General features: G+C 67.5%; 24 protein-coding genes. 4 read left to right on the top strand and 20 right to left on the bottom strand.

All coding sequences use genetic code 11. The features are described from left to right. Positions 1–4 precede the first annotated feature (4 nt). The 7 genes from ACI3KU_RS07160 to murC form a co-directional block, all read right to left on the bottom strand. Positions 5–634, bottom strand: a complete 630-nt coding sequence (locus tag ACI3KU_RS07160) for a DivIVA domain-containing protein (RefSeq protein WP_404921616.1) — start codon at positions 632–634, stop codon at positions 5–7. A gap of 91 nt (positions 635–725) precedes the next feature. Beyond that, a complete protein-coding gene (locus tag ACI3KU_RS07155) occupies positions 726–1,040 on the bottom strand; it encodes a YggT family protein (protein WP_404921615.1) in 315 nt (104 codons plus the stop codon). Positions 1,041–1,047: 7 nt separating this feature from the next. Next, a complete protein-coding gene (locus tag ACI3KU_RS07150) occupies positions 1,048–1,533 on the bottom strand; it encodes a cell division protein SepF (protein ID WP_404921614.1) in 486 nt (161 codons plus the stop codon). 35 nt (positions 1,534–1,568) lie between these two features. After that, a complete protein-coding gene (locus ACI3KU_RS07145) occupies positions 1,569–2,255 on the bottom strand; it encodes a YggS family pyridoxal phosphate-dependent enzyme (protein WP_404921613.1) in 687 nt (228 codons plus the stop codon). After that, on the bottom strand, positions 2,252–3,406 hold the full coding sequence (gene ftsZ, locus ACI3KU_RS07140; protein WP_404921612.1) for a cell division protein FtsZ: 1,155 nt from the start codon (positions 3,404–3,406) through the stop codon (positions 2,252–2,254). The genes ACI3KU_RS07145 and ftsZ overlap by 4 nt, the downstream gene beginning before the upstream one ends. A gap of 185 nt (positions 3,407–3,591) precedes the next feature. Then, positions 3,592–4,800 (bottom strand): FtsQ-type POTRA domain-containing protein, encoded by a 1,209-nt coding sequence (locus tag ACI3KU_RS07135; RefSeq protein WP_404921611.1) that lies wholly within the window; start codon positions 4,798–4,800, stop codon positions 3,592–3,594. A 2-nt stretch (positions 4,801–4,802) separates the two neighbouring features. Beyond that, entirely contained in the window at positions 4,803–6,203 is a 1,401-nt protein-coding gene (gene murC, locus ACI3KU_RS07130) for a UDP-N-acetylmuramate--L-alanine ligase (RefSeq protein ID WP_404921610.1), read from the bottom strand. Between the two features lie 121 nt (positions 6,204–6,324). On the opposite strand from murC, the gene ACI3KU_RS07125 reads away from it, so the two are divergent. Continuing rightward, the gene (locus ACI3KU_RS07125; protein ID WP_404921609.1) at positions 6,325–6,678 is read left to right on the top strand and encodes a GntR family transcriptional regulator; all 354 of its coding nucleotides are present in this window, start codon (positions 6,325–6,327) and stop codon (positions 6,676–6,678) included. Between the two features lies 1 nt (position 6,679). Here the strand turns inward: ACI3KU_RS07125 and ACI3KU_RS07120 are convergent, their stop codons facing one another. The 10 genes from ACI3KU_RS07120 to ACI3KU_RS07075 all read right to left on the bottom strand — a co-directional run bounded on the left by ACI3KU_RS07120 (position 6,680) and on the right by ACI3KU_RS07075 (position 17,871). Beyond that, complete coding sequence (locus ACI3KU_RS07120; protein ID WP_404921608.1) at positions 6,680–7,753, bottom strand: UDP-N-acetylglucosamine--N-acetylmuramyl-(pentapeptide) pyrophosphoryl-undecaprenol N-acetylglucosamine transferase; 1,074 nt, start codon at positions 7,751–7,753, stop codon at positions 6,680–6,682. A gap of 42 nt (positions 7,754–7,795) precedes the next feature. After that, positions 7,796–9,028, bottom strand: a complete 1,233-nt coding sequence (locus ACI3KU_RS07115) for an FtsW/RodA/SpoVE family cell cycle protein (protein ID WP_404921607.1) — start codon at positions 9,026–9,028, stop codon at positions 7,796–7,798. Between the two features lie 20 nt (positions 9,029–9,048). After that, complete coding sequence (gene murD, locus ACI3KU_RS07110) at positions 9,049–10,551, bottom strand: UDP-N-acetylmuramoyl-L-alanine--D-glutamate ligase (RefSeq protein ID WP_404921606.1); 1,503 nt, start codon at positions 10,549–10,551, stop codon at positions 9,049–9,051. Further along, on the bottom strand, positions 10,548–11,681 hold the full coding sequence (mraY, locus tag ACI3KU_RS07105; RefSeq protein WP_404921605.1) for a phospho-N-acetylmuramoyl-pentapeptide-transferase: 1,134 nt from the start codon (positions 11,679–11,681) through the stop codon (positions 10,548–10,550). Before mraY ends, murD begins: the two co-directional genes overlap by 4 nt. Then, positions 11,678–13,090, bottom strand: coding sequence for a UDP-N-acetylmuramoyl-tripeptide--D-alanyl-D-alanine ligase (murF, locus tag ACI3KU_RS07100; protein WP_404921604.1), 1,413 nt, complete (start codon positions 13,088–13,090; stop codon positions 11,678–11,680). The genes mraY and murF overlap by 4 nt, the downstream gene beginning before the upstream one ends. A 30-nt stretch (positions 13,091–13,120) precedes the next feature. Then, the gene (locus ACI3KU_RS07095) at positions 13,121–14,929 is read right to left on the bottom strand and encodes a peptidoglycan D,D-transpeptidase FtsI family protein (protein WP_404921603.1); all 1,809 of its coding nucleotides are present in this window, start codon (positions 14,927–14,929) and stop codon (positions 13,121–13,123) included. Positions 14,930–14,970: 41 nt separating this feature from the next. Beyond that, positions 14,971–15,630 (bottom strand): hypothetical protein, encoded by a 660-nt coding sequence (locus ACI3KU_RS07090; RefSeq protein WP_404921602.1) that lies wholly within the window; start codon positions 15,628–15,630, stop codon positions 14,971–14,973. Continuing rightward, entirely contained in the window at positions 15,627–16,580 is a 954-nt protein-coding gene (gene rsmH / locus ACI3KU_RS07085; RefSeq protein ID WP_404921601.1) for a 16S rRNA (cytosine(1402)-N(4))-methyltransferase RsmH, read from the bottom strand. The genes ACI3KU_RS07090 and rsmH overlap by 4 nt, the downstream gene beginning before the upstream one ends. 100 nt (positions 16,581–16,680) lie before the next feature. Continuing rightward, positions 16,681–17,112 carry a division/cell wall cluster transcriptional repressor MraZ gene (gene mraZ / locus ACI3KU_RS07080; protein ID WP_404921600.1) on the bottom strand — a complete coding sequence of 144 codons (432 nt, stop codon included), beginning with the start codon at positions 17,110–17,112 and terminating at the stop codon, positions 16,681–16,683. A gap of 345 nt (positions 17,113–17,457) precedes the next feature. Continuing rightward, positions 17,458–17,871 carry a DUF3040 domain-containing protein gene (locus tag ACI3KU_RS07075; RefSeq protein ID WP_404921599.1) on the bottom strand — a complete coding sequence of 138 codons (414 nt, stop codon included), beginning with the start codon at positions 17,869–17,871 and terminating at the stop codon, positions 17,458–17,460. Positions 17,872–17,965: 94 nt separating this feature from the next. Between ACI3KU_RS07075 and ACI3KU_RS07070 the strand changes: the two genes are divergently transcribed. Beyond that, on the top strand, positions 17,966–19,039 hold the full coding sequence (locus ACI3KU_RS07070; protein ID WP_404921598.1) for a polyprenyl synthetase family protein: 1,074 nt from the start codon (positions 17,966–17,968) through the stop codon (positions 19,037–19,039). Positions 19,040–19,063: 24 nt separating this feature from the next. Here the strand turns inward: ACI3KU_RS07070 and ACI3KU_RS07065 are convergent, their stop codons facing one another. Further along, positions 19,064–19,789, bottom strand: coding sequence for an alpha/beta fold hydrolase (locus tag ACI3KU_RS07065; protein ID WP_404921597.1), 726 nt, complete (start codon positions 19,787–19,789; stop codon positions 19,064–19,066). A gap of 73 nt (positions 19,790–19,862) precedes the next feature. Between ACI3KU_RS07065 and ACI3KU_RS07060 the strand changes: the two genes are divergently transcribed. Then, complete coding sequence (locus ACI3KU_RS07060; RefSeq protein WP_404921596.1) at positions 19,863–20,552, top strand: helix-turn-helix transcriptional regulator; 690 nt, start codon at positions 19,863–19,865, stop codon at positions 20,550–20,552. A 23-nt stretch (positions 20,553–20,575) separates the two neighbouring features. Here ACI3KU_RS07060 and ACI3KU_RS07055 read toward each other — a convergent pair whose 3' ends face one another. Then, complete coding sequence (locus ACI3KU_RS07055) at positions 20,576–20,926, bottom strand: Rv2175c family DNA-binding protein (protein ID WP_404921595.1); 351 nt, start codon at positions 20,924–20,926, stop codon at positions 20,576–20,578. Positions 20,927–20,997: 71 nt separating this feature from the next. On the opposite strand from ACI3KU_RS07055, the gene pknB reads away from it, so the two are divergent. Continuing rightward, a complete protein-coding gene (pknB, locus tag ACI3KU_RS07050) occupies positions 20,998–23,163 on the top strand; it encodes a Stk1 family PASTA domain-containing Ser/Thr kinase (protein ID WP_404921594.1) in 2,166 nt (721 codons plus the stop codon). Between the two features lie 66 nt (positions 23,164–23,229). On the opposite strand, the gene ACI3KU_RS07045 is transcribed toward pknB, so the two are convergent. Continuing rightward, the gene (locus ACI3KU_RS07045) at positions 23,230–23,316 is read right to left on the bottom strand and encodes an IS3 family transposase (RefSeq protein WP_404921683.1); all 87 of its coding nucleotides are present in this window, start codon (positions 23,314–23,316) and stop codon (positions 23,230–23,232) included. Position 23,317: the final 1 nt, after the last annotated feature.

The raw sequence follows: 23,317 nt of genomic DNA, 5'->3' as shown, positions 1-23,317 counted from the left end.
AGAATCAGAGGCCGACGGCGGACACCGGCGTGGTGCCGGAAGCGCTGCCGGAGGTGTCGAGGTCCTTCAGCTGGCCCTCGATGTACTTGCGCAGGTTGGAGCGGTAGTCGCGCTCAAATCCGCGGAGCTCGGTGATACGGCCTTCCAGGGTCTTGCTCTCCTCATTGAGGCGCGCGATCTCCTGGCGGCTCTTCTCCTCGGCATCCGCGACGATCTTCGCGGCCTGTGCCTGCGCGTCCGAGATGAGCTGGTCGCGCTGGGCCTTGCCCTCGGCGACGTGCTCGTCGTGCAGACGCTGCGCGAGCTCGATGATGCCGGCGCTGGCCGCGGCGGGCTGAGCGGCAGCAGGCGCCTCGACGGGCGCGGGCTCGGGGGTCGGCTCGACGACGGGCGCCGGCTCCTCCACCACGGGAGCGGCGGCGACGGGCGCGGGCTCTGCCGGAGCGGCAGAAGCGAGCTCACCGGACTCGTACTGGGCGAGCTTCGCCTTGAGCTCGGTGTTCTCCTCGATGGTCTTGCGCCACTCGACGACGATCTCGTCGAGGAAGTCGTCGACCTCGTCCGGGTCGAAGCCCTCTTTGAACCGGACGTGCTGGAACTGCTTGGTGACGACGTCATCCGGGGTCAATGCCATGATGGCTCCTCTTTCGCTTCAGGAAGGTCAAGGTCCAGGTGCGAATCCATCGGACGCTCGCTCCGAGAATTCAGCATAGCTCCCTCACCCGTCAACCAGCCAAGACATCCCCGAGCACGCCGACGAAGGTGATCAGCACCAGGCAGAGGATGAAGGTGACGGTGAAGGAGAGGTCGATGGCGACGGGGCCCAGACGCAGCGGCGGAATGAATCGACGGAAGAACTTCAGCGGCGGATCGGTGATCGTATAGACGATCTCCGCCAGCACGAGCCCGAACCCTTGCGGACGCCATTCCCGGTTGAAGCTCGGGATGAGATCCAGCACGATGCGCGCGAGCAGCGCCAGCAGGTACAGATTCAAGGCGAAGACGATGATCTTCGCGATGAGAGAGACCGCGAAACCCACTACGAGCTCAGGACTGCGAGAAGGCGTCGGCGTCGGCATGCGCGATGCCGCCGTCGCCCGAGATCGCGATGTTCTCCGGGGAGAGCAGGAAGACCTTGTTGGTCACGCGCTCAATGCGCCCGTACAGACCGCTGGCCAGGCCGCTGGCGAAGTCGATGAGACGACGAGCCTCGGCATCGGACATCTGCGACAGGTTCATGATGACCGGGACGCCGTCGCGGAAGCTCTCGGCGATTCCCTGCACATCCTTGTAGGCCTTGGGGTGCACGGTCAGGATCTCGCTGACCGGACCGGCAGCGGGCTGGCGCACCACGGCCGGACGACGAAGCGGAGTGACGGGTGCGGTGACGCCTGACTCTTCCACGGTTTCCTCCCGGACGACCTCACGCGGACGCTGCTGACGCGCGGGCGCCTCCGCTGCGGGCGCCTCGTAGACTTCTTCCTCGTCGGCAAGACCGAGGTAGACCATCGTCTTCTTGAGCGGGTTCGACATCGCGTCCTCCGTGATTGTGCTCGTCTTGTTGCAGGTTATCCCCGGGCGGGTCGCTCGCCCGTGATTGCGGAACCGATCCGCAGGTGTGTCGCGCCGCAGGCGATGGCCTCGGCGAAGTCGTGACTCATCCCAGCGGAGATCCAGTTCGCCGTCGGCTCGATCGCGCGAACCCGCTCCGCGTACCCGGCGAGGCGGGTGAAGGCGGAGGCTGGTGCTTCATCGAGCGGCGCAACCGCCATGATGCCGCGCAGGCGCAGCGAGTCGAGGGTGAGCAGGTGCTCCGTGAGAGCATCCAGCTCCGCTGGCGCGACGCCACCCCGACCGGGATCGTCGGTGAGATTCACCTGGACCAGCACGTCCAGCACGTCATCTTCGACAGGGGCGGCGGCATGGAGCGCGTCCGCGAGACGGGGGCGATCCACGGAGTGAACGACGCACGACGCAGCGCGCACCTGGCGTGCCTTGTTCGTCTGCGCCTGTCCGATGAAGTGCCAGCGCAGATCGCTGAGATCCGCGACCTCGTCCCGTTTTGCGGTGAGCTCCTGCTGGCGGTTCTCCCCCACGTCACGAACGCCGAGTCCCGCAAGGTCACGAACGAGAGCGGCCGGATGGAACTTGGTCACCACGATCCGGGTGACCTCCGATTCCTGCCGACCGGCGTCACGAATCGCGGCGACGATCTGCCGATCGACGTCCGCGAGTCGTGACTGCAGCGTGCTCACTTGAGGAAGTCGGGGATGTCGATGTCGCTGTCGTCGAACGCCGAGTCGAAGCCGCCGAGGTCGGGCAGGACAGGAGCTGCCGGCGCCGTGGTCGCCGCTGCGGGTGCCGACTCAGCCGGAGCCTTCTTCTCCTCCGCGGCCGGAGCCTTCTCCTCCTCCGCCGCCGGACGCTGCGCGACCGTCGGCTCGAGGCGAGGCGTGGGCTCGCCGGCATCGAAGCCGGCCGCGATCACCGTGACGCGCACCTCGTCGCCGAGAGTGTCGTCGATGACCGTTCCGAAGATGATGTTGGCCTCGGGGTGCGCGGCCTCCTTGACCAGCTGCGCTGCATCGTTGATCTCGAAGATTCCGAGGTTCGAGCCACCTTGGATGGACAGCAGCACGCCGTGAGCACCTTCGATCGATGCCTCCAGCAGAGGCGACTCCACCGCGAGCTCGGCGGCCTTGATGGCGCGGTCGGCACCGCGAGCGGATCCGATTCCCATGAGGGCGGAGCCAGCGCCCTGCATGACGCTCTTGACGTCGGCGAAGTCGACGTTGATGAGACCCGGCGTGGTGATGAGGTCCGTGATGCCCTGCACACCGGCAAGGAGCGCCTGGTCTGCCGTGGCGAAGGCCTCGATCATCGAGATGCCGCGGTCGCTGATCTCCAGGAGGCGGTCGTTGGGCACCACGATGAGGGTGTCCACCTCCTCCTTGAGGCGCGCGACGCCCTGCTCGGCCTGCTGCTGGCGACGACGCCCCTCGAACGAGAACGGCTTCGTGACCACACCGACGGTCAGGGCACCGATCGACTTCGCGATCTTGGCGACGACGGGTGCGCCACCGGTACCGGTGCCACCACCCTCACCGGCGGTCACGAAGACCATGTCGGCGCCGCGCAGGGCCTCTTCGATCTCATCGGAGTGGTCCTCGGCGGCGCGACGGCCCACCTCGGGGTCGGCACCGGCACCCAGGCCGCGGGTGAGCTCGCGCCCCACGTCCAGCTTGACGTCGGCATCGCTCATCAGCAGCGCCTGTGCGTCTGTGTTGACCGCGATGAACTCCACGCCGCGCAGGCCGAGGTCGATCATGCGGTTGACGGCGTTGACGCCACCACCGCCGACGCCGACGACCTTGATCACGGCGAGGTAGTTCTGGTTCTGGCTCATGCCGGCCTCCGTGTCGTGTGAACCCTGGGTTAAACCTTCACCCTCAGGTAGAAGGTTAAAGTGTTGCTGGGTATACATTTACCAGTCCTGACGGTATGCGCCCGACACCCGTGTTGCCGCGATGCCACGCCGTGTGTCGGCCAGAACGCCGGCGACACGCGCTGACGCGAGCCGTGTCGGAGAGGTCAGCGCACCACGACGGCGCTGGGCGTGGAGACGTCGTAGGTCGACACCGGGCCCGGCGGACTCGCGATCATGGCCGCGGCCAGCACCTGCGCCTTCTCGACCGACTTCTCGCTGCTGCCCCAGATCACGGTCACACCGGAGTCAGCAAGGGTGAGGGTGACATCCTGCGCGGTGGTCGCAGATACGGCGGTGACCGCCGGTCGGATCGTGTCCGGCAGCGAGCGGATCACGAGGCCGGCCGCGATGAACGCGTCTGAGCCGGCGCCCCCGGTTGCGGAGATCACGGGCTGACCCACCGGGACTTCTGGCGTCGTCGACAGCGCGACACCGGCGGCATCCACCAGAGTGAACCCCGCATCGGAGGCGATGACGCCCACCGGCGTCCGCTCCACGATTCGCAGCACCATCTCGTGCGGGGGGCGGGCTTCGATGGAGTAGGTCTCCACCATCGGGAAGCCGACCAGCGCGGCCTTCACCTCGCTGGTGTCGATCGCGGCGAGGGGACGGCCGAGCTGGGACTGCAGCGACTGCTCCAGCGCAGCGGGATCCACCGCGCTGGCTCCGACGACGGTCACCTTCTGGATAGCGAACAGCGGGCTGTACGCCGCGGCGTACGACCCGCCGGCCACCACGACCAGGACCGCGAGCGAGATGATCCACGCGAGACGGCGTCGCCGGCTACGTACCGTGAACCGACGCATCTCCGTGCGCAGGGCGCGGCGGCGCGCCCGCGTGGCACGCCAGACATCACGCCAGCGACCTCCGCCCGCGTCGTCGGAGGATTCATCCGACGCCAGGCGCCGCGCGCGGCGGCGGCCGAACCGGCCCCGAGGCTGCTCGTCGGTCTCGGCCTCCACCGCCTCCGGCCGAGCGGCGTCGATCTCGATCACCGGGGCCTGCCCGAAGCGACGCGCAGCCCCGGTGCCGAAACCCGTGAGCTCGTCAGACGCCAGATCGTCCAGCTCCTGTGTCACCTGTTCATCAGCGGCAGGCGGCGTCGAGGACTCGTGCGGAATGGGGGCCCCATCATCGAGACTCACCCACCGCCGCACGTCCTCGTAATCGACGGCGGTGTCCACGTCGTCCGGGCTTGCGGACACGTCGGCCGGCGACCGCACCGCCACCACGACCGCCTCGTCGTCGTCGGGCGCGGTGGGGCGCTCCGGCTCGCGACGCGGCGGTCTCGGCGGCTGCTGCGGTCGACGCACGCTCAGTCCGTGTTCCGGGCGAGGGACTCCAGCACCTGCGGAATGATCAGGTTGACGTTGCCGCAGCCGAGGGTCACGACGATGTCGTCCTCGCGCGCGATCTCGCCGATGTAATCCGCGGCGCGCTGCCAGTCCGGCTCGTAGTGCACGTGTGCGGGATCGTGGAAGGCGTCGCTGACGAGCGCGCCGGTCACCCCGGGTACGGGGTCCTCGCGCGCGCCGTACACGTCCAGCACGACGGTCAGGTCGGCGCGGCTCTCCAGCACGTCGGCGAACTCGGCGAACATCAGCTGGGTGCGGCTGTAGGTGTGCGGCTGGTGCAGAGCGATGACCCGTCCGGATCCCACCACGGTGCGGGCGCCGGCGAGTGCGGCATCCACCTCGGTCGGGTGGTGTGCGTAGTCGTCGAAGACGCGAACCCCGCGCACGGTGTCGTGCAGCTCGAAGCGACGCGCTGTTCCCTGGAATCCCTCCATCGCGTGTGCCGCGCCGGCGAACCCCTGCCCCAGCGCCACGAGGACGGCGACGGCGCCCGTGGCGTTGATGGCGTTGTGGGCGCCGGTGACCGCCAGGCGCACCGGTACGGTCTCGCCGGCGTGGGTGATGGTGAACGCCACGCCCTGCGTCGTGTCTATGTCGGAGATGCGGAAGTCCGCGTCGTCGGCGAATCCGAACGTCAGGATCCGTGGGTGGCTCACGCGCGCACGCACGGCGACCGCTCCAGGGTCATCCGAGGAGATCACGACGGCCTCGCGAGCCTCATCCGCGAAGCGCACGAACGCGTCGTCGAAGGCAGCGCGGGAACCATAGTGGTCGAGGTGGTCGGGATCGACGTTCGTGATGAGGGCCACGGAGGTGTCGTAGAGCAGGAATGTGCCGTCGGATTCGTCAGCCTCGATCACGAAGAGCTCATCCGCACCGCTGCCGCTGGAGACGCCCAGCTGAGCGATCACGCCGCCGTTGACGAAGGCGGGGTCCTCCCCCAGCGTCTGCAGCGCGGTGACCACCATGCCCGTGGACGTCGTCTTTCCGTGCGCTCCGGCGATCGAGACCAGCCGGCGCCCGCCGATGAGCCAGTGCAGCGCCTGCGAGCGGTGGATCACGTGGAGCCCCCGCTCCTTGGCCAGCAGGAACTCGGGGTTCTCGGGCCAGATGGCGCCGGTGTGCACGACGGTGTCGATGTCGTCGGCGAGGTTGGCGGCATCGTGGCCGACATACACCGTCGCACCCGCGGCCTCCAGGGCTCGGAGTCCGGGGCTGTCGGCGCGGTCGGAACCGGAGACGCGGATGCCGCGGGCGAGGAACATGCGTGCCAATCCGCTCATGCCGGATCCGCCGATGCCGATGAAGTGCGCGGCACGGATGTCATCCGGGATGGGAAGGCTGAGATCGGGTCGAATCATTTCCGTCCCAGTCTAGATTCGCCCTTCCCCACGCGGGCTGAACGGCACACCCGTGCCAGGAGGTATTGTATTGACACAGATACGGACGTCCTCACCGTCCCCGTTTTCGTTGGAGCCTCAGATGATCAGCATTGACCCCGGTGCCAGCACGCCGCCCTTCGAGCAGCTGCGCGTGCAGATCATCGACGCCATCGCCTCGGGCGACCTCCCCGCAGGCGAGAAGCTGCCCACCGTGCGCCGCCTGGCGGCCGAGCTGGAGATCGCGCCGGGCACCGTCGCGCGCGCGTATCGCGAGCTGGAGGCGTCCGGCCTGATCGAGACCCGCGGGCGCAACGGCACGTTTGTCCGGGCTCAGGGCGATGTCCGGATGCAGCAGGCGCAGAAAGCGGCCGCAGGTTTCGCCGCTGAGGTTCGAGAGCTGCGTGTTGACCCTGCGGAAGCGCTTGAGCTGGTCAAGCGCGCGTTGCACGTCTGATTCAGGGAGCCAGCGCGGCGTCGATCAGCTCGATGACGTTCTCCGTGCCCGAGCGCGTGCCCACCATCTCGGCTGCGGCCACCATACGCGCGCGGGCGGCATCATCCTGCAGCAGCGGCACGATGCGAGAACGCACCGCCTCGGGGGTGAACTCGGCGTTCTCGATCAGGATGGCGGCGCCCGCAGACACAGCCGACGCCGCGTTGAGACGCTGCTCGCCGTTGCCGACCGCATACGGCACGTAGGCCGCCGGAATGCCCAGGGCGCTGACCTCGCTCACGGTGGCCGCCCCCGAGCGCGACACGATGAAATCGGCCAGTGCGAAGGCAAGATCCATGCGATCGAGATAGGGAACGAGCACGTAACCGGGGGCCTGCGGGTCTTCGAAGGTCTTCCCCTCGCCGGTGGCGTGCAACAGCTGCCAGCCGGCATCGAGGACCGACTGCCACGCACCCTCGATGGCGGCGTTCAGCTGGAGGGCACCCAGCGAACCACCGAACACCAGGAGAGTCGGCTTCTCGGCATCGAGACCGAAGTACTCCGCCGCCTGCGCGCGGGCTGCGACGCGGTCCAGCTCCACCACCTCGCGACGCAGCGGCATCCCGACGAGCGCACCACGCTTCAGGGGCGTGCCCTCGAATGCCACGCCGACGCCGGCAGCACGCCGTGCGCCCAATACGTTCGCGAGGCCCGGCTTGGCGTTCGCCTCGTGCACGATGAACGGCACACCCGCACGACGGGCGGCGACATAGGCCGGCGCGGACGCGTAGCCGCCGAACCCCACCACCACATCAACGCCGTGCTCGCGAATGTGCGAGCGCACCTGAGCGACAGCACGACGGAACCGTCCGGGAAACCTCAGCGCGGCAGCGTTTGGGCGGCGCGGAAACGGTACCTTGTCGACGATCAGCAGCTCGTAGCCGCGCTGCGGAACGAGTCGGGATTCCAGTCCCTCCCTGGTCCCCAGCACCAGCACCTCGGCCTGCGGGTCGCGAGCACGCAGGCCATCGGCAACGGCGAGAAGCGGGTTCACGTGTCCGGCGGTGCCGCCGCCGGCAAGGAGGTACGTCGTCATGCTCCGATCCTCCCATGGCGCGCTGGACGAACTCGTGCGGTGTCAGTCCAGGCGCTGCACCGGGGTGCGACGCCCACGCGCGGGCCGCGTTGCGGCGGCGGCTCCCCGCAGCGGAAGGGTTCGGGCGAAGCTCAGCAGCACGCCACACGCGATCAGCACGGACAGCAGCGACGTGCCGCCCTGCGACAGGAACGGCAGCGGGACGCCGAGGGCGGGCCCGAGTCGGAGCACCACGGCGATGTTGACGAGCGCCTGCCCCGTGATCCAGACGATCACGGCGCCAGCGACGATGCGGATGAACATGTCATCCGTACGGCGGATCAGGCTGATGACCGCGAACGTGAGAATGCCGAACAGCACGAGCACCACGATGCAGCCGAGCAGTCCGAGCTCCTCCCCCACGATCGCGAAGATGAAGTCGTTCTCCTTCGCTGGGAGCCATCCGTACTTCTCAGTCGAGTTACCCAGACCCACGCCGAAGAACCCCCCGTTTGCCAGCGCCCAGAGTCCGTGGACCTGCTGGTAGCAGAGAGGGTTGTCCACCCCGCACGTGGGATCGAGGAACGAGGTGATGCGGTTGATCCGGTCGGGCTTGATGATGGAAAGCGCCGCCACGCCGGCCGCAGCAACCAGCACCGGAATGATCAGGATCCGCAACTTCACCCCGGCGAAGTAGAGCGCCCCCAGAACGACCATCATGATCACCATGGCCGTACCGAGGTCGTCGCCACCGAGCACGCTTGCCAGGACCAGAACGACGACCGGAACCAGCGGAATGAAGAAGTGCGACCACCGGTTCAGCAGGGTGTGCTTGCGCGCCAGGATGAAGCCGAGCCACAGAGCGGTCGCGAGCTTCAGAAACTCCGAGGGCTGCGCCTGCACGAAGCCGAGATTGACCCAGTTGGTGTTGCCGTCGGCATGAACGCCCATCGGAGTGAAGATGAGCATCTGAAAGGCGACGGCAGCGATGAGGATCGGCCACGCCATGCGCTTCCAGAACACCACCGGAAAACGACTGAGAACGAACATCAGCGGGATGCCGACGACGGCGAACAGCCCCTGTTTGAGCGCGGTGTCGAGATCCTTCTCCCCGCTGCCGGCGCTGGTGGCCGAGAGCACCATCACCCAGCCGAAGACGGCCAGGAACAGCGACACCGCGGCGATGAGCACGAACTCGGTCGCCACCGGCTGGAAGATCCGTCCGAGCCTCACACGTGCCGACAGACCACGAGGCGAATCCGGCGAGGGCGCCTGCGGCAGCCGAGTGGTCGCCATGCGCTCCTCCTGGTCTTCGTCTACAAGCTGTCGGTGATTCCGAGGCGGTTTCGCACCGCGGTGGCGAACTTCGCGCCACGGTCGTCGTAACCGCTGAACTGATCGAAGCTGGCCGCTGCGGGAGCGAGCAGGACGGTTCCGCCCTCCTCGACCACCCCCGCTGCCAGTTCCACCGCGCGCGGCATGACCCTCTCAGTGTCCGTCTCGTCGACTTCGAACACGGGCACGTCGGGCGCGTGTCGTGCGAACGCCGCCACGATCTCGGACCGATCGGCACCGATCACCACGGCAGCGGCAGCAGCAGGACCGCGCAGCGCGACCAGCTCGCCGATGTCGACGCCCTTGAGCAGCCCGCCCAGCACCCAGACCGCGCCGGGGTAGGCCGCCAGCGATGACGCCGCCGCATGCGGGTTCGTGGCCTTGGAATCGTCCACCCAGGTCACGCCATCGACGCGGGCGACCACTTCGATGCGGTGCGGGTCGAGGCGGAACGACAGGAGGGCATCGTGCACCTGCTCCGGCGTCACGCCCAGCGATCGAGCCAGTGCTGCGGCGGCGAGCGCGTTGGCGACGATGTGCGGCGCGCCGAGGTCGTGCGCAGCGAGTTCGGGAACAGTCGCGAGCTCCAGCGCCGCGTGACGACGCTCATCGGTGAAGGCGCGATCGACGAGGATCCCGTCCACCACGCCCAGATCGCTCAGCCCGGGAACGCCGAGATCGAAGCCGACCGCCCGCGCTCCCTCGAACACATCGGCGTCCTCCACCATCTCCCGCGTGACCACGTCCGCCTTGTTGTAGACGCACGCGACGCGCGTGTTGCGGTAGACGACCGCCTTCGCGGCGCGATACGCCGCGAAGGAGCCGTGCCACTGCAGGTGATCATCGGCCAGGTTCAGGCACACCGAGGCGTGGGGCACGGGAGCACCGACACCCTCGTTGAGGCCGAGGTACCAGAGCTGGTGGCTCGAAAGCTCCACCACAAGCACATCGAAGCCGGAGGGGTCGCGCACGGCATCGAGGATCGGTGTGCCGATATTGCCGCACGGTGCGGCCCGCAGTCCCCCGGCCACGAGCATCGTCGCGGTCATCCGCGTGGTGGTCGTCTTGCCGTTGGTGCCCGTGATGAACACCCAGTCGGCCGGGATCCCGCCGTCGCGCGTGACCTTGTCCCGCACACGCCAGGCGAGCTCGATGTCGCCCCACAGCGCGATGCCGCTCTCCTGCGTCCAGCGAATCACGGGGTGGTGCGGGGGGAAGCCCGGTGAGGCGATGACCACCTCGGGCGCGAAGTCGACGAGCTCCGCCGGCGGCGTCTCCAGAGACCCGACCTGCAGGCGTGCGCCAATGACGGGAACCAGCCGGGCATACTCCTCGGCCGCAGCCTCGGTGACGACGAGGACGTCGGCACCGAGTTCGGTGAGTGTGTCGGCGACGGAGAAGCCCGTGTCCGACAGGCCGAGCACCGCCACCCGGAGTCCCTTCCAGTCCGCGTACCAACTGGTGAGGGAATCCAGACGACTCATGTGCGAGACAACCATTCGACGTAGAAGAGACCGATGCCCGACACCGCGAGCACACCCGCGATGATCCACATCCGCACCACGATGGTGGCCTCAGGCCATCCGCGGAACTCGAGATGGTGGTGGAACGGGCTGTTGAGGAAGAGACGTTTGCCGCGCGTGAGCTTGAAGTACACGCGCTGCAGGATGACCGAGCCGGAGGCGAGCACATAGACGCCGGCGATGAGGATCGACAGCAGCTCCGTGTGCGTGAGCACCGCCATCGCGGCCACGACACCGCCGATGGCCATCGACCCGGTGTCGCCCATGAAGACCTTGGCCTTGGGCGCGTTCCACCAGAGGAAGCCGGCGAGCGCCCCGATGAATGCCGCCGACACGATAGCCAGCTCCATCGGGTCACGCGTGTTGTAGCACCCCGGGTAGGACGCCGGATCGAGTTCAGCCACACAGCTCTGACGCGCCTGCCAGAAGGCGATGAGGCTGTAGGCGCCCACCACGAAGATTCCGGAACCGGCGGCGAGGCCATCGAGGCCATCGGCGAGGTTCGCGGAGTTGGACATGGCGATGCCAATGACGGAGATCCACAGCAGGTAGATGATCCAGCCGAGTGCGATGCCGATCCCCAGGACCGGAAGCCAGGTACCGAGCGAGAACGGATCGAGCAGCGGCAGGTCGCGGAAGAGCGAAACCGCACTGGAGCCAGGCGTGACCCCGCGGCTGTTCGGGAAGTTCAGAGCTCCGACGGCGAAGACGACGGCGACGAGCAGCTGGGCCGCGATCTTGCGCCAGCCGGACAGCCCCAGGCTGTTCTGTCGTTTGACTTTCAGGTAGTCGTCGATGAATCCGACTGCGCCGAAGCCCACCATCATCCACAGCACGAGCAGACTCGACGGGGTGGGTGGGAAGTCACCGGCGTAGCTGCCGACGAAGTAGCCCACCAGGGTGCCGAGGATGAAGATGAGTCCGCCCATCGACATCGTGCCGCGCTTGGCCGCGTGCTGCGGGTTGTTCATGGCCTCCGGCGTGCGGATGACCTGACCCCACCCCCAGCGCTCGTACCACTTGAGGAACACTGGCGTCAGCAGCAGCGTGAACGCCATCGAGATGGCGGCGGCAGAGAGCAGTGACCTCACGAGAACAATTCTCCCATGCGGTCGCCCAGGAAACGCAGTCCCGCCGAGTTGGAGGACTTGACCAGCACGCGATCTCCGTCGCGGAGCTCACCGCGGAGGTAGTTGTACGCCTCATCGGCGGTTTCGAAGAACACCGCCTCCCCGTCCCACGAGCCTTCGGCGATCGCGGAGAGGTACAGACGGCGGGCGTCGCGGCCCACTACGACGATGCGCTCGAAGCGCAGTCGAACGGCGAGGAGTCCCACCTCATCGTGCGCGTCACCGGCGAACTCCCCGAGCTCGCTCATGGCTCCGAGCACGGCGACCTTGCGCTGACCGGGCTCGGTGATCTGCGCCAGAGTGCGCAGCGCGGCAGCCATCGAATCCGGGCTCGCGTTGTAGGCGTCGTTGATGATGCGAACGCGGTCGCTGCCCATCGGCTGCATCCGCCACCGTTCCGCGATGGTCACCGTCTCGACCCGGGAGATCGCGTCGGCGACGGCGACGCCCAGCGCACGGGCTGCCGCGATCGCCGCCACAGCGTTCATCACGTGATGGGCACCGAGCACCTGCAGGTGCACATGGTGCTGCTCGCCATCGACCGTGACCGCGAAGTCGGTGCCGTTCGCGGTGACCTCGACCTCAGAGGCACGCAGTTCAGCGTCGGCGGCGTGACCGAACCAGACGACGCGCTCGTCGTTCTCCGCGGCGATCGTCGCCATGGTGGCCACACGGGCGTCGTCGATGTTCAGCACCGCGGTGCCGCCGGCACGCACGGCCGCGATCAGGCGACCCTTCTCGTACACCGTGTGCTCGATACCGCCGAAGCCGCCGGCGTGGGCCATGCCCACCATCAGCACCACGCCGACATCGGGGTTCACCAGACCCGCCAGACGCGCGATCTCGCCCGGGCCGGAGGCGCCGAACTCGCTCACCAGGAAGCGGGTGGTGTCGCGTACGCGCAGCATGGTCAGTGGCGCGCCCACCTCGTTGTTGAACGATGCGATCGGCGCGACGGTCTCGCCCTCGTCGATGAGGATGCGAGCGAGCAGATTCTTGGTCGTCGTCTTGCCGTTGGATCCGGTGATCCCGACGATGCGCAGATCGCCGTGCGCGCGCACACGCGCGACCACTTCGCGTGCCAGATCGGCGAGGGCGATGACCACGTCGGCGACGACAAGCTGGGTGATCTCCTCGTCGACGAGGTGGTCGACGATGGCGACGGCGGCGCCGTTTGCCCGGGCCGCTCCGACGAAGTGGTGCCCGTCGGTCTGCTCACCGGGCTTGGCGACGAAGATGCCGCCCGCGGTGATCAGCCGGGAGTCGGTGTCGACCGCTCCCGAGACGACGGTGGCTTCGGTGTGCTCACCGTGAAGGTGGAGAGCGGCGCCGATGGCGTGGGCGATCTCCGCAAGCGTGAGTGCGATCATGTGAAAGAGGTCTCCGAGTGGCGGAGCGGCTCAACCGAACTTGGGAAGAAGATCGGTGAACGGCGTCTGAGACGGCATGACCCGGTAGTGCTTGAGAACCTGGGTCATCGCCTTCTGGAATGCGGGCGCAGCGGCCGTAGACGATCTTACCGTCGTGGGCTCCTTGAGCGTGACGATCACGACGTACTTCGGGTCATCCGCGGGTGCGTAGCCGACCACGGACACGTCATACAGGTTCGACTTGTACGACTGCGTCTGCGCGTCATAGGTCTGCGCGGTTCCGGTTTTGGCGGCGATGCGGTAGCCGGGGATCTTGATGAGGTCGGCCACACCGCCCTGCTCGGCGACGTTCTCGATCATCGTGCTCATCTGAGCCGCGTTCTGCTCGCTGAGCAGTCGCTCGTCGGGCGCGGTCTTCGGCGTGGTGATGGTTCCGTCGGCGGACGTGCAGCTCTCCACGAGCTGCAGCGGCTTCTTCACGCCGTGGTTGGCGATCATCTGGTAGAAGCTCGCCACCTGCGGGGCCGTCACCTGGAACGCCTGACCGAAGGTGGTCGCGTAGCGCGTCTGGTTGTCCCAGTCGGCAGCCGGGTGCAGAACACCCGCCTGCTCGCCATCAAAGTTCACGTTGGTCTTGGAGCCGACACCGAACTTCGCGAGGAAGTCGTGACGGGCCTCGGGAGTCATCAGGTCGCCGAACTTGGACAGCGCCACGTTCGAGGAGTCGATGAGCGCGCCGGCCAGCGTGTAGTTATAGGTGTCGTGGGAGAACGAATCCCCCACCTCAGCCCCGTTCGGGAACTCCTCCCACCCGGCGGCCGGCATGGTCGACATCGGGGTTGCCGTCCCCGACTCCAGCAGCATCGCGGCCGTGGCGGCCTTGAACGTCGAGCCTGGCTCGAACAGGTCCTTGAAGATGTGGCCGTACCAGTCGTTGGGGTCGGACCCGTCGATGTTGTTCGGGTCGACCGTCGGCCATTCCGCCGCGGCGCGGATCTTTCCGGTCCCGACCTCGACGACGGTCACGCTGCCGCGCTGGGCACCCTTGTTCTGGACCTCTTCGGCGATCATCTGCTGCAGGTACCAGTTCAGGTCACGATCGATCGTGAGCTGCACCGTTCCGCCGTTCACGGCGGGCGTCTCCGACATGGATCCCGGGATGATCTCCCCGCGCGAGCCGCGCTCGAAGGTCTGCGATCCCGCGGTGGGCGTGAGGCACGCATCCTCCATCGCCTCGACGCCGGCCTGCGCGAACACCGTGCCTTTCTCCGGGTCGGTTCCCGTGAAGCCGATGATGCTTCCCGCCACCGCTCCGTCGGGGTACGTGCGCGACTCGTGCGACGGCATGGCCAGGTACGGGATCTGCAGCGCCTTCAGCTTCTCCATCTGCGCCGTGGACAGGCCCGTGGTCAGGAGCGCGTACTGGCTCGCCGGGTTGGCGGCGGCGTTGTCGGCGACGATCGTGCGGATCTCGTCTGCCGTGAGGCCGATGATCGCCGCGATCTTGTCGGCGACCCCGTTCCACTCCTCCTTCAACGGAATCTTGTTGCCGTCCTTGTCCAGACGCTCGATGGTGTTGAGGTAATGCGGATCGATGACCGCGTCATACGTGACGTTGCTGATGGCGAGGACCGCCCCGGAGGAGTCGACGATCTCCCCGCGCGTGCCGGCGATCGGCTTGGACTGCTGGGTGCTCAGCTTCGATTCGGCCACGTACTCCGCCGCGTTGACCACCTGGATGTCCACCAAGCGCACGCTGAAGGCGACCATGAGCACGCTCACCGTGCCGAAGACCGCCACCGTGCGTCGCCGACGGATCCGTGTGTCCTGGGGGGTCATGCTGCCTCGTCTGCTCGCGTCGTTGGCGGGGTGGATGGCGGTCAGTGGGTCTCGGGGGTGGGCAGTCCCTGGCTGATGGCGGGCGGCTGCTGGGGCAGTTCGGGCTGCGTGGCCGTGGACTCGGGAGTCGCCAGTTCGGTAGCCGCGCCACCGGCTTGCTCGGTCGATGCTTCCGGTGCCGTCACGGGGGCAGTCTGCCCGGTCAGAGTCGACCCCGGTTCCGTGACGAGCGGCGTGTCCTTAATCAGCTCGTTGCCGACCGCCGCTCGGCCCTTCGCGTCGATGCTGGACGCCGACGCCGCGGAGGGAGACCCCAGCAGCGCGGCGTCGCTCAGCCGCAGGTAGCTGGGCGAACCCGCGTTGATCATCCCCGCGGCCGTCGCGTTCGCCGCGAGGTACTGCGGAGAGCTCAGCCCTGCCACCTGGTCGAACAGCGCCTGGGCGTCGACCGTGAGCGAACGCTGCTGCTCGGTGAGGTCGACGATCCGGTGCGTCGTCTGGGTCGATGCAATGGAGAAGAACAGCTGGGCGGCCACGATCAGCACCACACCGATGATCGCCGTCAGACCGTAGACGGTCTGGGGTCGACGACGACGAGCGGGAGCATCGACCGGACGCAGATACGTGCGCGGTGCGCCAGCCCCGCGCGCGGGGCGCGGCTGGACGCGGGGCGCCGCGCTCAGTGCCGACGTGGCGCTCATACCGACTCCCGGATTCGTTCGACGGCGCGCAGACGCACCGGAGTGGCACGGGGGTTGCGCTCCCGCTCCTCCTCCGAGGCGAGCTCGGCCCCCTTCGTCAGGGTGCGGAACCGGGGAGCGTGCTCTTCCAGCTCCACCGGCAGCCCGCGTGGAGCGGTCGAGGCGGTGGCGGCAGCGAAGGCGCGCTTGATGATGCGATCCTCCAGCGACTGATACGACATCACGACAAGCCGCCCGCCAACGGGCAGCAGATCGAGCGCCGCAGGAATGGCGGAGCTGAGCACCGACAGCTCGCTGTTGACCTCGACCCGCAGCGCCTGGAAGACCCGCTTGGCCGGGTGACCCGTCCGCTGTGCGGCGGCGGGCGTGGCAGCGGTGAGGATCTCCACCAGCCGTCCGGAGGTCTCGATCGGGGCCTCCTGTCGTGCGGCGATGATGAATCGGGCGTATCGACCCGCGAGCTTCTCCTCGCCATAGATCTCGAAGATCCGGCGCATCTCCCCCTCGCTGTAGGTCGCGATGATGTCCGCTGCCGTGCGCCCTGCGGTCTGATCCATCCGCATGTCCAGGGGCGCGTCCTTGGAGTAGGCGAAGCCACGTTCCGCCTCGTCCAGCTGCAGCGAGGAGACGCCGAGGTCGAACAGGATGCCGTCGGCGTGGTCGAATCCGCTGTCGTAGACCGCGTCGGTGATGCCGTCGTAGACGGTGTGGACCAGGTGAACGCGGGCGGCGTGCGGTGCGAGGCGCTCCCCCGCGATGCGGAGGGCGTCGGTGTCACGGTCAAGTCCGACCAGCTCGACGTCGGGGAAGCGCCCCAGAAGCGCCGAGGAGTGACCGCCCATGCCGGTGGTGGCGTCGACGAGGACGGCTCCCGGGTGCGCAAGCGCCGGAGCCAGCAGCTCGACGCAGCGTTCGAGAAGAACGGGGATGTGGATGTCTTCGATGCTCATGATCTCTTCGGGTAGGGCCTGGGCTCTGATTCCCCTCCGACCCGACCTGCCACCGGGGAAGTGGCGTCAGGGCGAGTCAGCTGGGAGTCGGAACACAGGCTCAGAACAATCCCGGAATCACCTCCTGCTCCATATCGGCGTAACTGGACTCATTGGCCTCGACGAAGTCGTTCCAGGCCTGGGCGTTCCAGATCTCGGCGTGTGCGCCGACTCCGGTGACGACCAGTTCCTTCTCCAGGCCCGCGTATGCGCGCAGGCTCTGCGGGACGGTGATGCGGTTCTGACTGTCGGGCATCTCGGCGCTGGCGCCGGAGAGGAACATGCGCAGGAAGTCACGCGCTTGCTTGTTGCTGAGCGGGGCTTGCCTGATCCGCTCGTGCACCGACTCGAACTCCGCGGTGGAGAACACGTAGAGGCAGCGCTCTTGACCACGGGTGATGACGACACCGCCCGCCAGATCTTCGCGGAACTTGGCGGGCAGGATGATGCGTCCTTTGTCGTCGAGCTTTGGTGTGTGCGTACCCAGCAACATCGGCCGTCACCCCCTCTGTCGTCCGGCCCGTCAGAAGTTGGCTCCACATTACTCCACTTCCCTCCACTTCCCTAGAGCTTCTGACGCAGGAGTCCGGGATTCTGCTGAGAGAACCCCGAAATTCCGGGGCTGAGCGCGGTGGAGGGGACTTGGCGATGGCCGGGAATTTCGCGACGTCACACGGTGAGCAGTCCGGGCTGCGCAGCCGGGATTCCGCGGGTTTTCCGGCACTCACGCACTCGGGGAGGAGAGTGGAGGGATGACGGGGAGCGAAGTGGGGATCGCCTCCGAGGGCACAAAAAAGGCGCCGACCCGAAGGTCGGCGCCCGAAGACTGCGGCGTGTTTTAGTCGTCTGAATCCTGGCGACGTTCCCAGCGCTCGTTCATGCGGTCCATGAATCCGGCGTTGCCACCCGTCGTGGAACGAGGGCCGGATGGACGCGAGGACTCCCGGCGCAGTTCCTCCTCGTCGAACTCCAGCGTCGGCTCACCGCGACGTGCGCCCACCATGATGCCGACGAACATGAGCGCGACGCCCACGACGCCGATGATGATCCCGACGAAGGCGAGGTCGCGGAAGAGAGAGACCCCCGCGATCAGCGCGCCCAGGCCGGCGACGACGAGAAGTGCGCCGAAGACCAGATTGCGGTAAGTAAACGGACGACCGGCGGACTCGGCGCTGACCACGTCAGCGTCATTGTGGAGCAGGTTGCGCTCCATCTCGTCGAGCAGTCGTTGCTCCTGTTCGGAGAGTGGCATTGTGCCCCCCTTGCGTCGTCCTGAAGGCGGGCCAGATGTTGTGCTTCGCCTGACTCACGAGTCTACGCCCGTCCGCCGGAACTAGGCTAGGTCCGTGACCTCTTCGCACTCCGTTCCCGAGGCCGTTTCCCAGCGTCTGCTGAGCTTCGTGGCAACGCACCGCGAGGCAGCGCTGGCGGACAGCCCGGAGGCAGCGCTGGTGATCGATGCGGCGGCGTCAGCTCTCACCGGCGGAAAGCGACTGCGGGCACGGTTCTGTGAGGCCGGCTGGCGCGCGGTCTCCCCCGCGATCGGCTCGGACATCATCATCGACGCCGCCGCGTCGTTGGAGATCTTCCAGGCGGCCGCGCTCGTCCATGACGACATCATCGACAACTCCGATACCCGTCGCGGTCGCCCCGCAGCGCACCGCGGGCTGGAGGCGATGCACGCCGCGCGCGGGTGGACCGGGGACGCCGCGGCGTTCGGCCGTTCCGCCGCGATCCTGCTCGGCGACCTGCTGGTGGCCTGGAGTGACGATCTGTTCGAGGAGGCGCTGCTCGCGCACCCCGCTCCACGTTCGGCCCGTCATGAGTATGCGCGCATGCGACGAGACGTGACGCTCGGCCAGTTCCTGGATATCGCGCAGGAGTCGGCCTGGGTCACCCAGCCCGACGAGGAGCACGCGGACCGCGCTCTCGAGGTGGCCTCTCTGAAATCGGCCCGGTACAGCGTGGTGCAACCGCTGGTGATCGGGGCGTGCATCGGCGGAGCGAGCGATGAGCAGCTCGAAGCGCTACGCGGGTTCGGCCTCCCGATCGGCCTGGCCTTCCAACTCCGCGATGACCTGCTGGGCGTGTTCGGCGACGCGGCCGTCACCGGGAAGCCCAGCGGGGACGACCTCCGCGAAGGAAAGCGCACCCTCCTGATCGCGTATGCCCGCGAGCGGATGGACGCCGCTTCCCGTGCCGCGCTCGACGCTGATCTCGGCCGCCCCGATCTCGATGAAGCCGATGTGGCGAGGCTGCAGGCGGCCATCATCGCCACCGGAGCACGGGACAGGGTCGAACAGCGCATCACGGCGTTCACATCGCAGGCAGATGCGGCACTCACCTCGGGCGTGTTGGCGGCGGACGCCGTGGCCGATCTGAGCGCGCTCGCTCACGCGGCCACGGCGCGCACCTTCTGAGCTCGCACCCCCTCCGGGCGCGGCTCACTCCGCCGGGAGCGTCATCGTTCGAATGATCTGAGCGAGCTCCGCGGGCCGGCTCCACATCGGCCAGTGACCGGTGGGCAGGTCGATGAGCTCCAGGTGTCGCAGGGTCGCCATCTCGGCGAACATCGGGTGACCCGCCCGCGCCAGCTCCATCAGCTGAGCGCTCGACAGGGAGCAGCACACCGCGGTGGTCCTGACGTCGCGCCGAGCCTCGTTGACGAGCTCCACACGCTGCCGTACGACCGGTGCCGGCTCCGGCACGGCCCGCGCACGAAATCTGTCCAGGACATCGGCGCTCAGGCCGTCAAGACTCGCCTGTGCTCCGAGCACGTCGAAGGACGGCAGGGGAAGCTCATCGACGTCGGCCGCAAGATCGGGGTCAAAAGCGCTGCCGTCTGTGAGCGGTCCCGAATCCACCCAGACCATTCGTGAGACGAGCTCGGGATGCCGGTCGAGGACCAGGCTGACCGGGCCATTCGCGCCACTGTGCGCGACGAGGACGACGGGGTGATCGCCGCACTGCGCGATGACCTCGCGGATGGCCGCAGCCTGATCATCGAGCGTTGCCTCCGCACGGCGAGGATCATCCGCGTCGAGACCCGGGAGTGTGATCGCGATCGTGTTCTCCGCCTCGAGGTGTTCCTGGACGTCATGCCAGGCCCACGCGCCCAGCCAGTGCCCGGCGATCAGAAGGACGGTCGGAGCGGTGGTTGTCGTTGTCATCTGTCCACTCTCGCCGCCGGGGCGGACACGTGTGTGTCACTATTTCTGACATGAATTTCAACGGATTCGACCGATGAGACGTTCCGAACGGCTGCACGCCGTCTCCGAGATGCTGCGGCGAAGCGGCACTCACGGCGTCTCCGCCGAACGGCTGGCGCGAGAGTTCGAGGTCTCGGTTCGCACCATCAAGCGAGACCTCGCCGGGTTGGCGAACAGCGGCGCGCCGGTCTGGTCACGACCGGGTCCGAATGGCGGGTATGGGCTCGCGCCGAGTGCGTCGCTGCCGCCGATCACGCTGTCCCCGGCGCAGGCCGTGGCGCTCATGGCCGCGGCATCCGCCGCATCCGATGCTCCGTACGCCGATCTGGCGGCCGCCGGTATCCGCAAGATCGTGGACGTGCTCGATCCCGGCACGCGAGCCCGGGCCGACGAACTGGCCGATCGCATCTGGATCGATGCGGCTCCGTCGTCGTCACGCGCGGTTCGCTCGGCGCTCGAGGAGGCCCTGAGCGAGCAACGCGTCCTTCGTATCCGCTACACATCCGCGGAGGGGAACACCACCACTCGCGACGTCGAGCCGGTGCTGTTCGCCTCCACCGGCGGACGCTGGTATCTGGTCGGGTGGTGTCACCTGCGCGACGCGATGCGGTGGTTCGCCGTGTCGCGCATCGAGCGGGCGAGCGTCACCCGGATACCGTGCAGGGGCCACACCGTCGAGGAGGTCGGAGAACCACCGCAGAACGCCCGATCGGTGCACCGCTGACGGAGCCGCGAGGGGTAGTGAGTTCAGCCGAGGCCGACCGCGACCCGACGGACCTCGCTCTTGCGACCGGCGAGCAGTGAATTGATCGGCGCGTCGCCGATGGTGGGCTCCTCGTTCAGGAGCCAGTCGATGATCTCGTCGTCGGAGAATCCGGCGTCACCGAGCACGATGATCGTGCCGCGCAGCGACGACAGCGGGCGGCCGTCGACAACGAAGATCGACGGCACCTGGAATACGCCATTGCGCTTGCTGCCGATGAGGGAGCGCTCGTCGATGAGTCGACGAACCCGGCTGAGGGACTCGTCGAGCGCCTCGACGAGGTCGGGCATCGCCAGCCAGTCGGTGGAAACGGGGAATTCGCCTGTGGCAGTCACCCCTCCAGTCTCTCATCCGCGGAGGCGCGGCGCTCCCGGGCTTGAGCAGAATTGCTCCGTAGACTCGATAGGTGACCTCTCACCAGACCGCAGACCCGCTGATCGGGCGGCTTGTCGACGGTCGGTATCGGGTTCGTGCGCGCATCGCGCGTGGCGGCATGGCCACCGTATACGTGGCCACGGATCTGCGTCTTGAGCGTCGGATCGCACTGAAGGTCATGCACAGTCATCTGAGCGATGACTCGGTCTTCCAGAGTCGATTCATCCAGGAGGCTCGCGCCGCGGCTCGACTCGCCGATCCCAACGTGGTCAACGTCTTCGACCAGGGTCAGGACGGCGAGCTCGCCTACCTGGTGATGGAGTACCTCCCGGGAATCACGCTGCGCGAACTGCTGAAGGAGCAGCGCCGGCTGAGCATCTCGCAGGCCGTCACCATCATGGATGGCGTGCTGAGCGGGCTTGCCGCCGCACACCGCGCGGGCATCGTGCATCGCGATGTCAAGCCGGAGAACGTGCTGCTCGCCGAAGACGGACGCATCAAGATCGGTGACTTCGGCCTCGCTCGCGCCACCACGGCGAACACGGCGACCGGCCAGCAGCTGATGGGAACCATCGCCTACCTGGCGCCGGAACTCGTCACCCGCGGCACCGCGGATGCCCGCAGTGATATCTATGCCCTGGGCATCATGCTCTACGAGATGCTCGTGGGCGAACAGCCGTTCCGCGGCGAGCAGCCGATGCAGATCGCTTTCCAGCACGCGACGGAATCGGTGCCACGCCCGAGCGTTCGCAACCCCGGAGTCCCGGAGCAGCTGGATGAGCTGGTGCTCTGGTCGACCGAGCGGGCGCCGGATGATCGTCCCCTCGATGCGCAGGTCATGCTCGACCGGCTGCGGGAGATCGAGCGAGACCTCGGGATCACCCCGGTCATCACGCGCAGCGAGCCCGCGTTCACCGCGGGGCTGGCGATCCCGGAGGATCACGCCGCCAGCGGTGGGCTCACCGCGGTTCTCCCCCGCGACTCCGCTCCTGTGCTCCCCCTACCCGCGACCGACTCGCTCGCTCCTGTCGACAACTCCGCACGCCTGCGCACGGTCACCCGCCGCAACCGCCGCAAGGGTGGATGGCTGCTGCTCATCACCCTGCTCATCGCAGCCGTCGCCGGCGGGATCGGCTGGTACTTCGGATCGGGTCCCGGATCACAGGTCGTGATCGCCGAGGTCGCCGGCCTCCCCGAGCAGGACGCCCGCGACGTCCTCGCGACGCAGGACATCGTGGTCACCAGCTCACAGCAGGCGAGCCTTACGGTTCCGGCAGGGAGCGCGATCGGCACCGACCCGGCCGGCGGTGATCACGTGGACAAGGGCAGCTCCGTGGACCTCATCATCTCCAGCGGGCCCGCTCCCACCCAGATCGAGGATCTGTCCGGTGCGAACGAGGCCAGTGCGCGAGAGATCCTGGGCAATAAGAACATCACGGTGTCGACGGTGAACTATCAGTTCACCGATACCCCTGCGGCGGGTCAGCTGATGAACCTCACCGTGGTTCCGACGGCCGGCGATCCCTACGACTGCTTCACCGGGTGCGATGCCTTCGAGGGCGATGCTGCGACACTTCTCGTCTCGAAGGGCCCCGTTCCCGCTGTGGCGGGCATGACGGTGGACGCCGCGACGAAAGCGTTCACCGATACAGGCCTGAAGGTCAGCGCCGACCAGGTGAAGATCTTCACCGACGAGCAGCAGCCCTCGATCGTGGTGGGCATCATGGACCGCGATGGTGGTGGCAACTGGCAGCCGGACGAGACGGTCACCCTGATCGTTTCGGCCGGACTCATCCCCGATGTCGAGGGCATGTCCGTCAGCAAGGCCACGGAGACGCTGTCGGGGGTCGGCCTTCTCGTGGCGCCGACGACGGTCGAGGAGTACTCGAGCAGCATCGCCAAGGGTGATGTCATCCGCATCGAGGATCGCGGCGAAGAGGGCCACTGGCGTGTCAACGACACCGTGACCCTGGTGACGTCGAAGGGCCCGGAGCTGTTCGCGATCCCCGATGTCGCAGGCATGACACGCGACGAGGCTGCCCAGGAGCTGCGCGACTACGGCTTCAACCCGGTCTACAACGGCCTGCTGAACCTGCTCCCGGACGGTTCCACCGAGGCGGTCGCCACGACGCCGGGCGCCGGCGAGATGCGCCCCAAGGGCACCGACATCACGATCACCATCCGCACGGTTCTCTGAGAAGAGAAGAGGGGGTGCGGACACCTGTGAACTGGTCCGTGTTTGTTGGACTGGTTTAGGTAAAGCCTAGGCGGCGAGGGTCTGGATCCGGTATTGCACCGGGCTCAGGCCCTCGAGTCGTTCTGTGATGCGGTCGTTGTTGTACCAGCGGATG

The sequence above is a fragment of the Microbacterium sp. ZW T5_56 genome, from assembly GCF_044987425.1.
Classification (GTDB): domain Bacteria; phylum Actinomycetota; class Actinomycetes; order Actinomycetales; family Microbacteriaceae; genus Microbacterium.
Note: the sequence above shows the minus strand (reverse complement) of the source record. Positions and strands in the feature narration are given on the sequence as shown.

Coding starts and splice junctions, on each gene's coding strand:
- ACI3KU_RS07160 (WP_404921616.1), bottom strand. CDS start 634: ATGGCATTGACCCCGGATGACGTCGTCACCAAGCAGTTCCAGCACGTC.
- ACI3KU_RS07150 (WP_404921614.1), bottom strand. CDS start 1,533: ATGTCGAACCCGCTCAAGAAGACGATGGTCTACCTCGGTCTTGCCGAC.
- ftsZ (WP_404921612.1), bottom strand. CDS start 3,406: ATGAGCCAGAACCAGAACTACCTCGCCGTGATCAAGGTCGTCGGCGTC.
- murC (WP_404921610.1), bottom strand. CDS start 6,203: ATGATTCGACCCGATCTCAGCCTTCCCATCCCGGATGACATCCGTGCC.
- ACI3KU_RS07125 (WP_404921609.1), top strand. CDS start 6,325: ATGATCAGCATTGACCCCGGTGCCAGCACGCCGCCCTTCGAGCAGCTG.
- ACI3KU_RS07120 (WP_404921608.1), bottom strand. CDS start 7,753: ATGACGACGTACCTCCTTGCCGGCGGCGGCACCGCCGGACACGTGAAC.
- ACI3KU_RS07115 (WP_404921607.1), bottom strand. CDS start 9,028: ATGGCGACCACTCGGCTGCCGCAGGCGCCCTCGCCGGATTCGCCTCGT.
- murD (WP_404921606.1), bottom strand. CDS start 10,551: ATGAGTCGTCTGGATTCCCTCACCAGTTGGTACGCGGACTGGAAGGGA.
- murF (WP_404921604.1), bottom strand. CDS start 13,090: ATGATCGCACTCACGCTTGCGGAGATCGCCCACGCCATCGGCGCCGCT.
- ACI3KU_RS07095 (WP_404921603.1), bottom strand. CDS start 14,929: ATGACCCCCCAGGACACACGGATCCGTCGGCGACGCACGGTGGCGGTC.
- ACI3KU_RS07090 (WP_404921602.1), bottom strand. CDS start 15,630: ATGAGCGCCACGTCGGCACTGAGCGCGGCGCCCCGCGTCCAGCCGCGC.
- rsmH (WP_404921601.1), bottom strand. CDS start 16,580: ATGAGCATCGAAGACATCCACATCCCCGTTCTTCTCGAACGCTGCGTC.
- mraZ (WP_404921600.1), bottom strand. CDS start 17,112: ATGTTGCTGGGTACGCACACACCAAAGCTCGACGACAAAGGACGCATC.
- ACI3KU_RS07075 (WP_404921599.1), bottom strand. CDS start 17,871: ATGCCACTCTCCGAACAGGAGCAACGACTGCTCGACGAGATGGAGCGC.
- ACI3KU_RS07065 (WP_404921597.1), bottom strand. CDS start 19,789: ATGACAACGACAACCACCGCTCCGACCGTCCTTCTGATCGCCGGGCAC.
- ACI3KU_RS07060 (WP_404921596.1), top strand. CDS start 19,863: ATGAGACGTTCCGAACGGCTGCACGCCGTCTCCGAGATGCTGCGGCGA.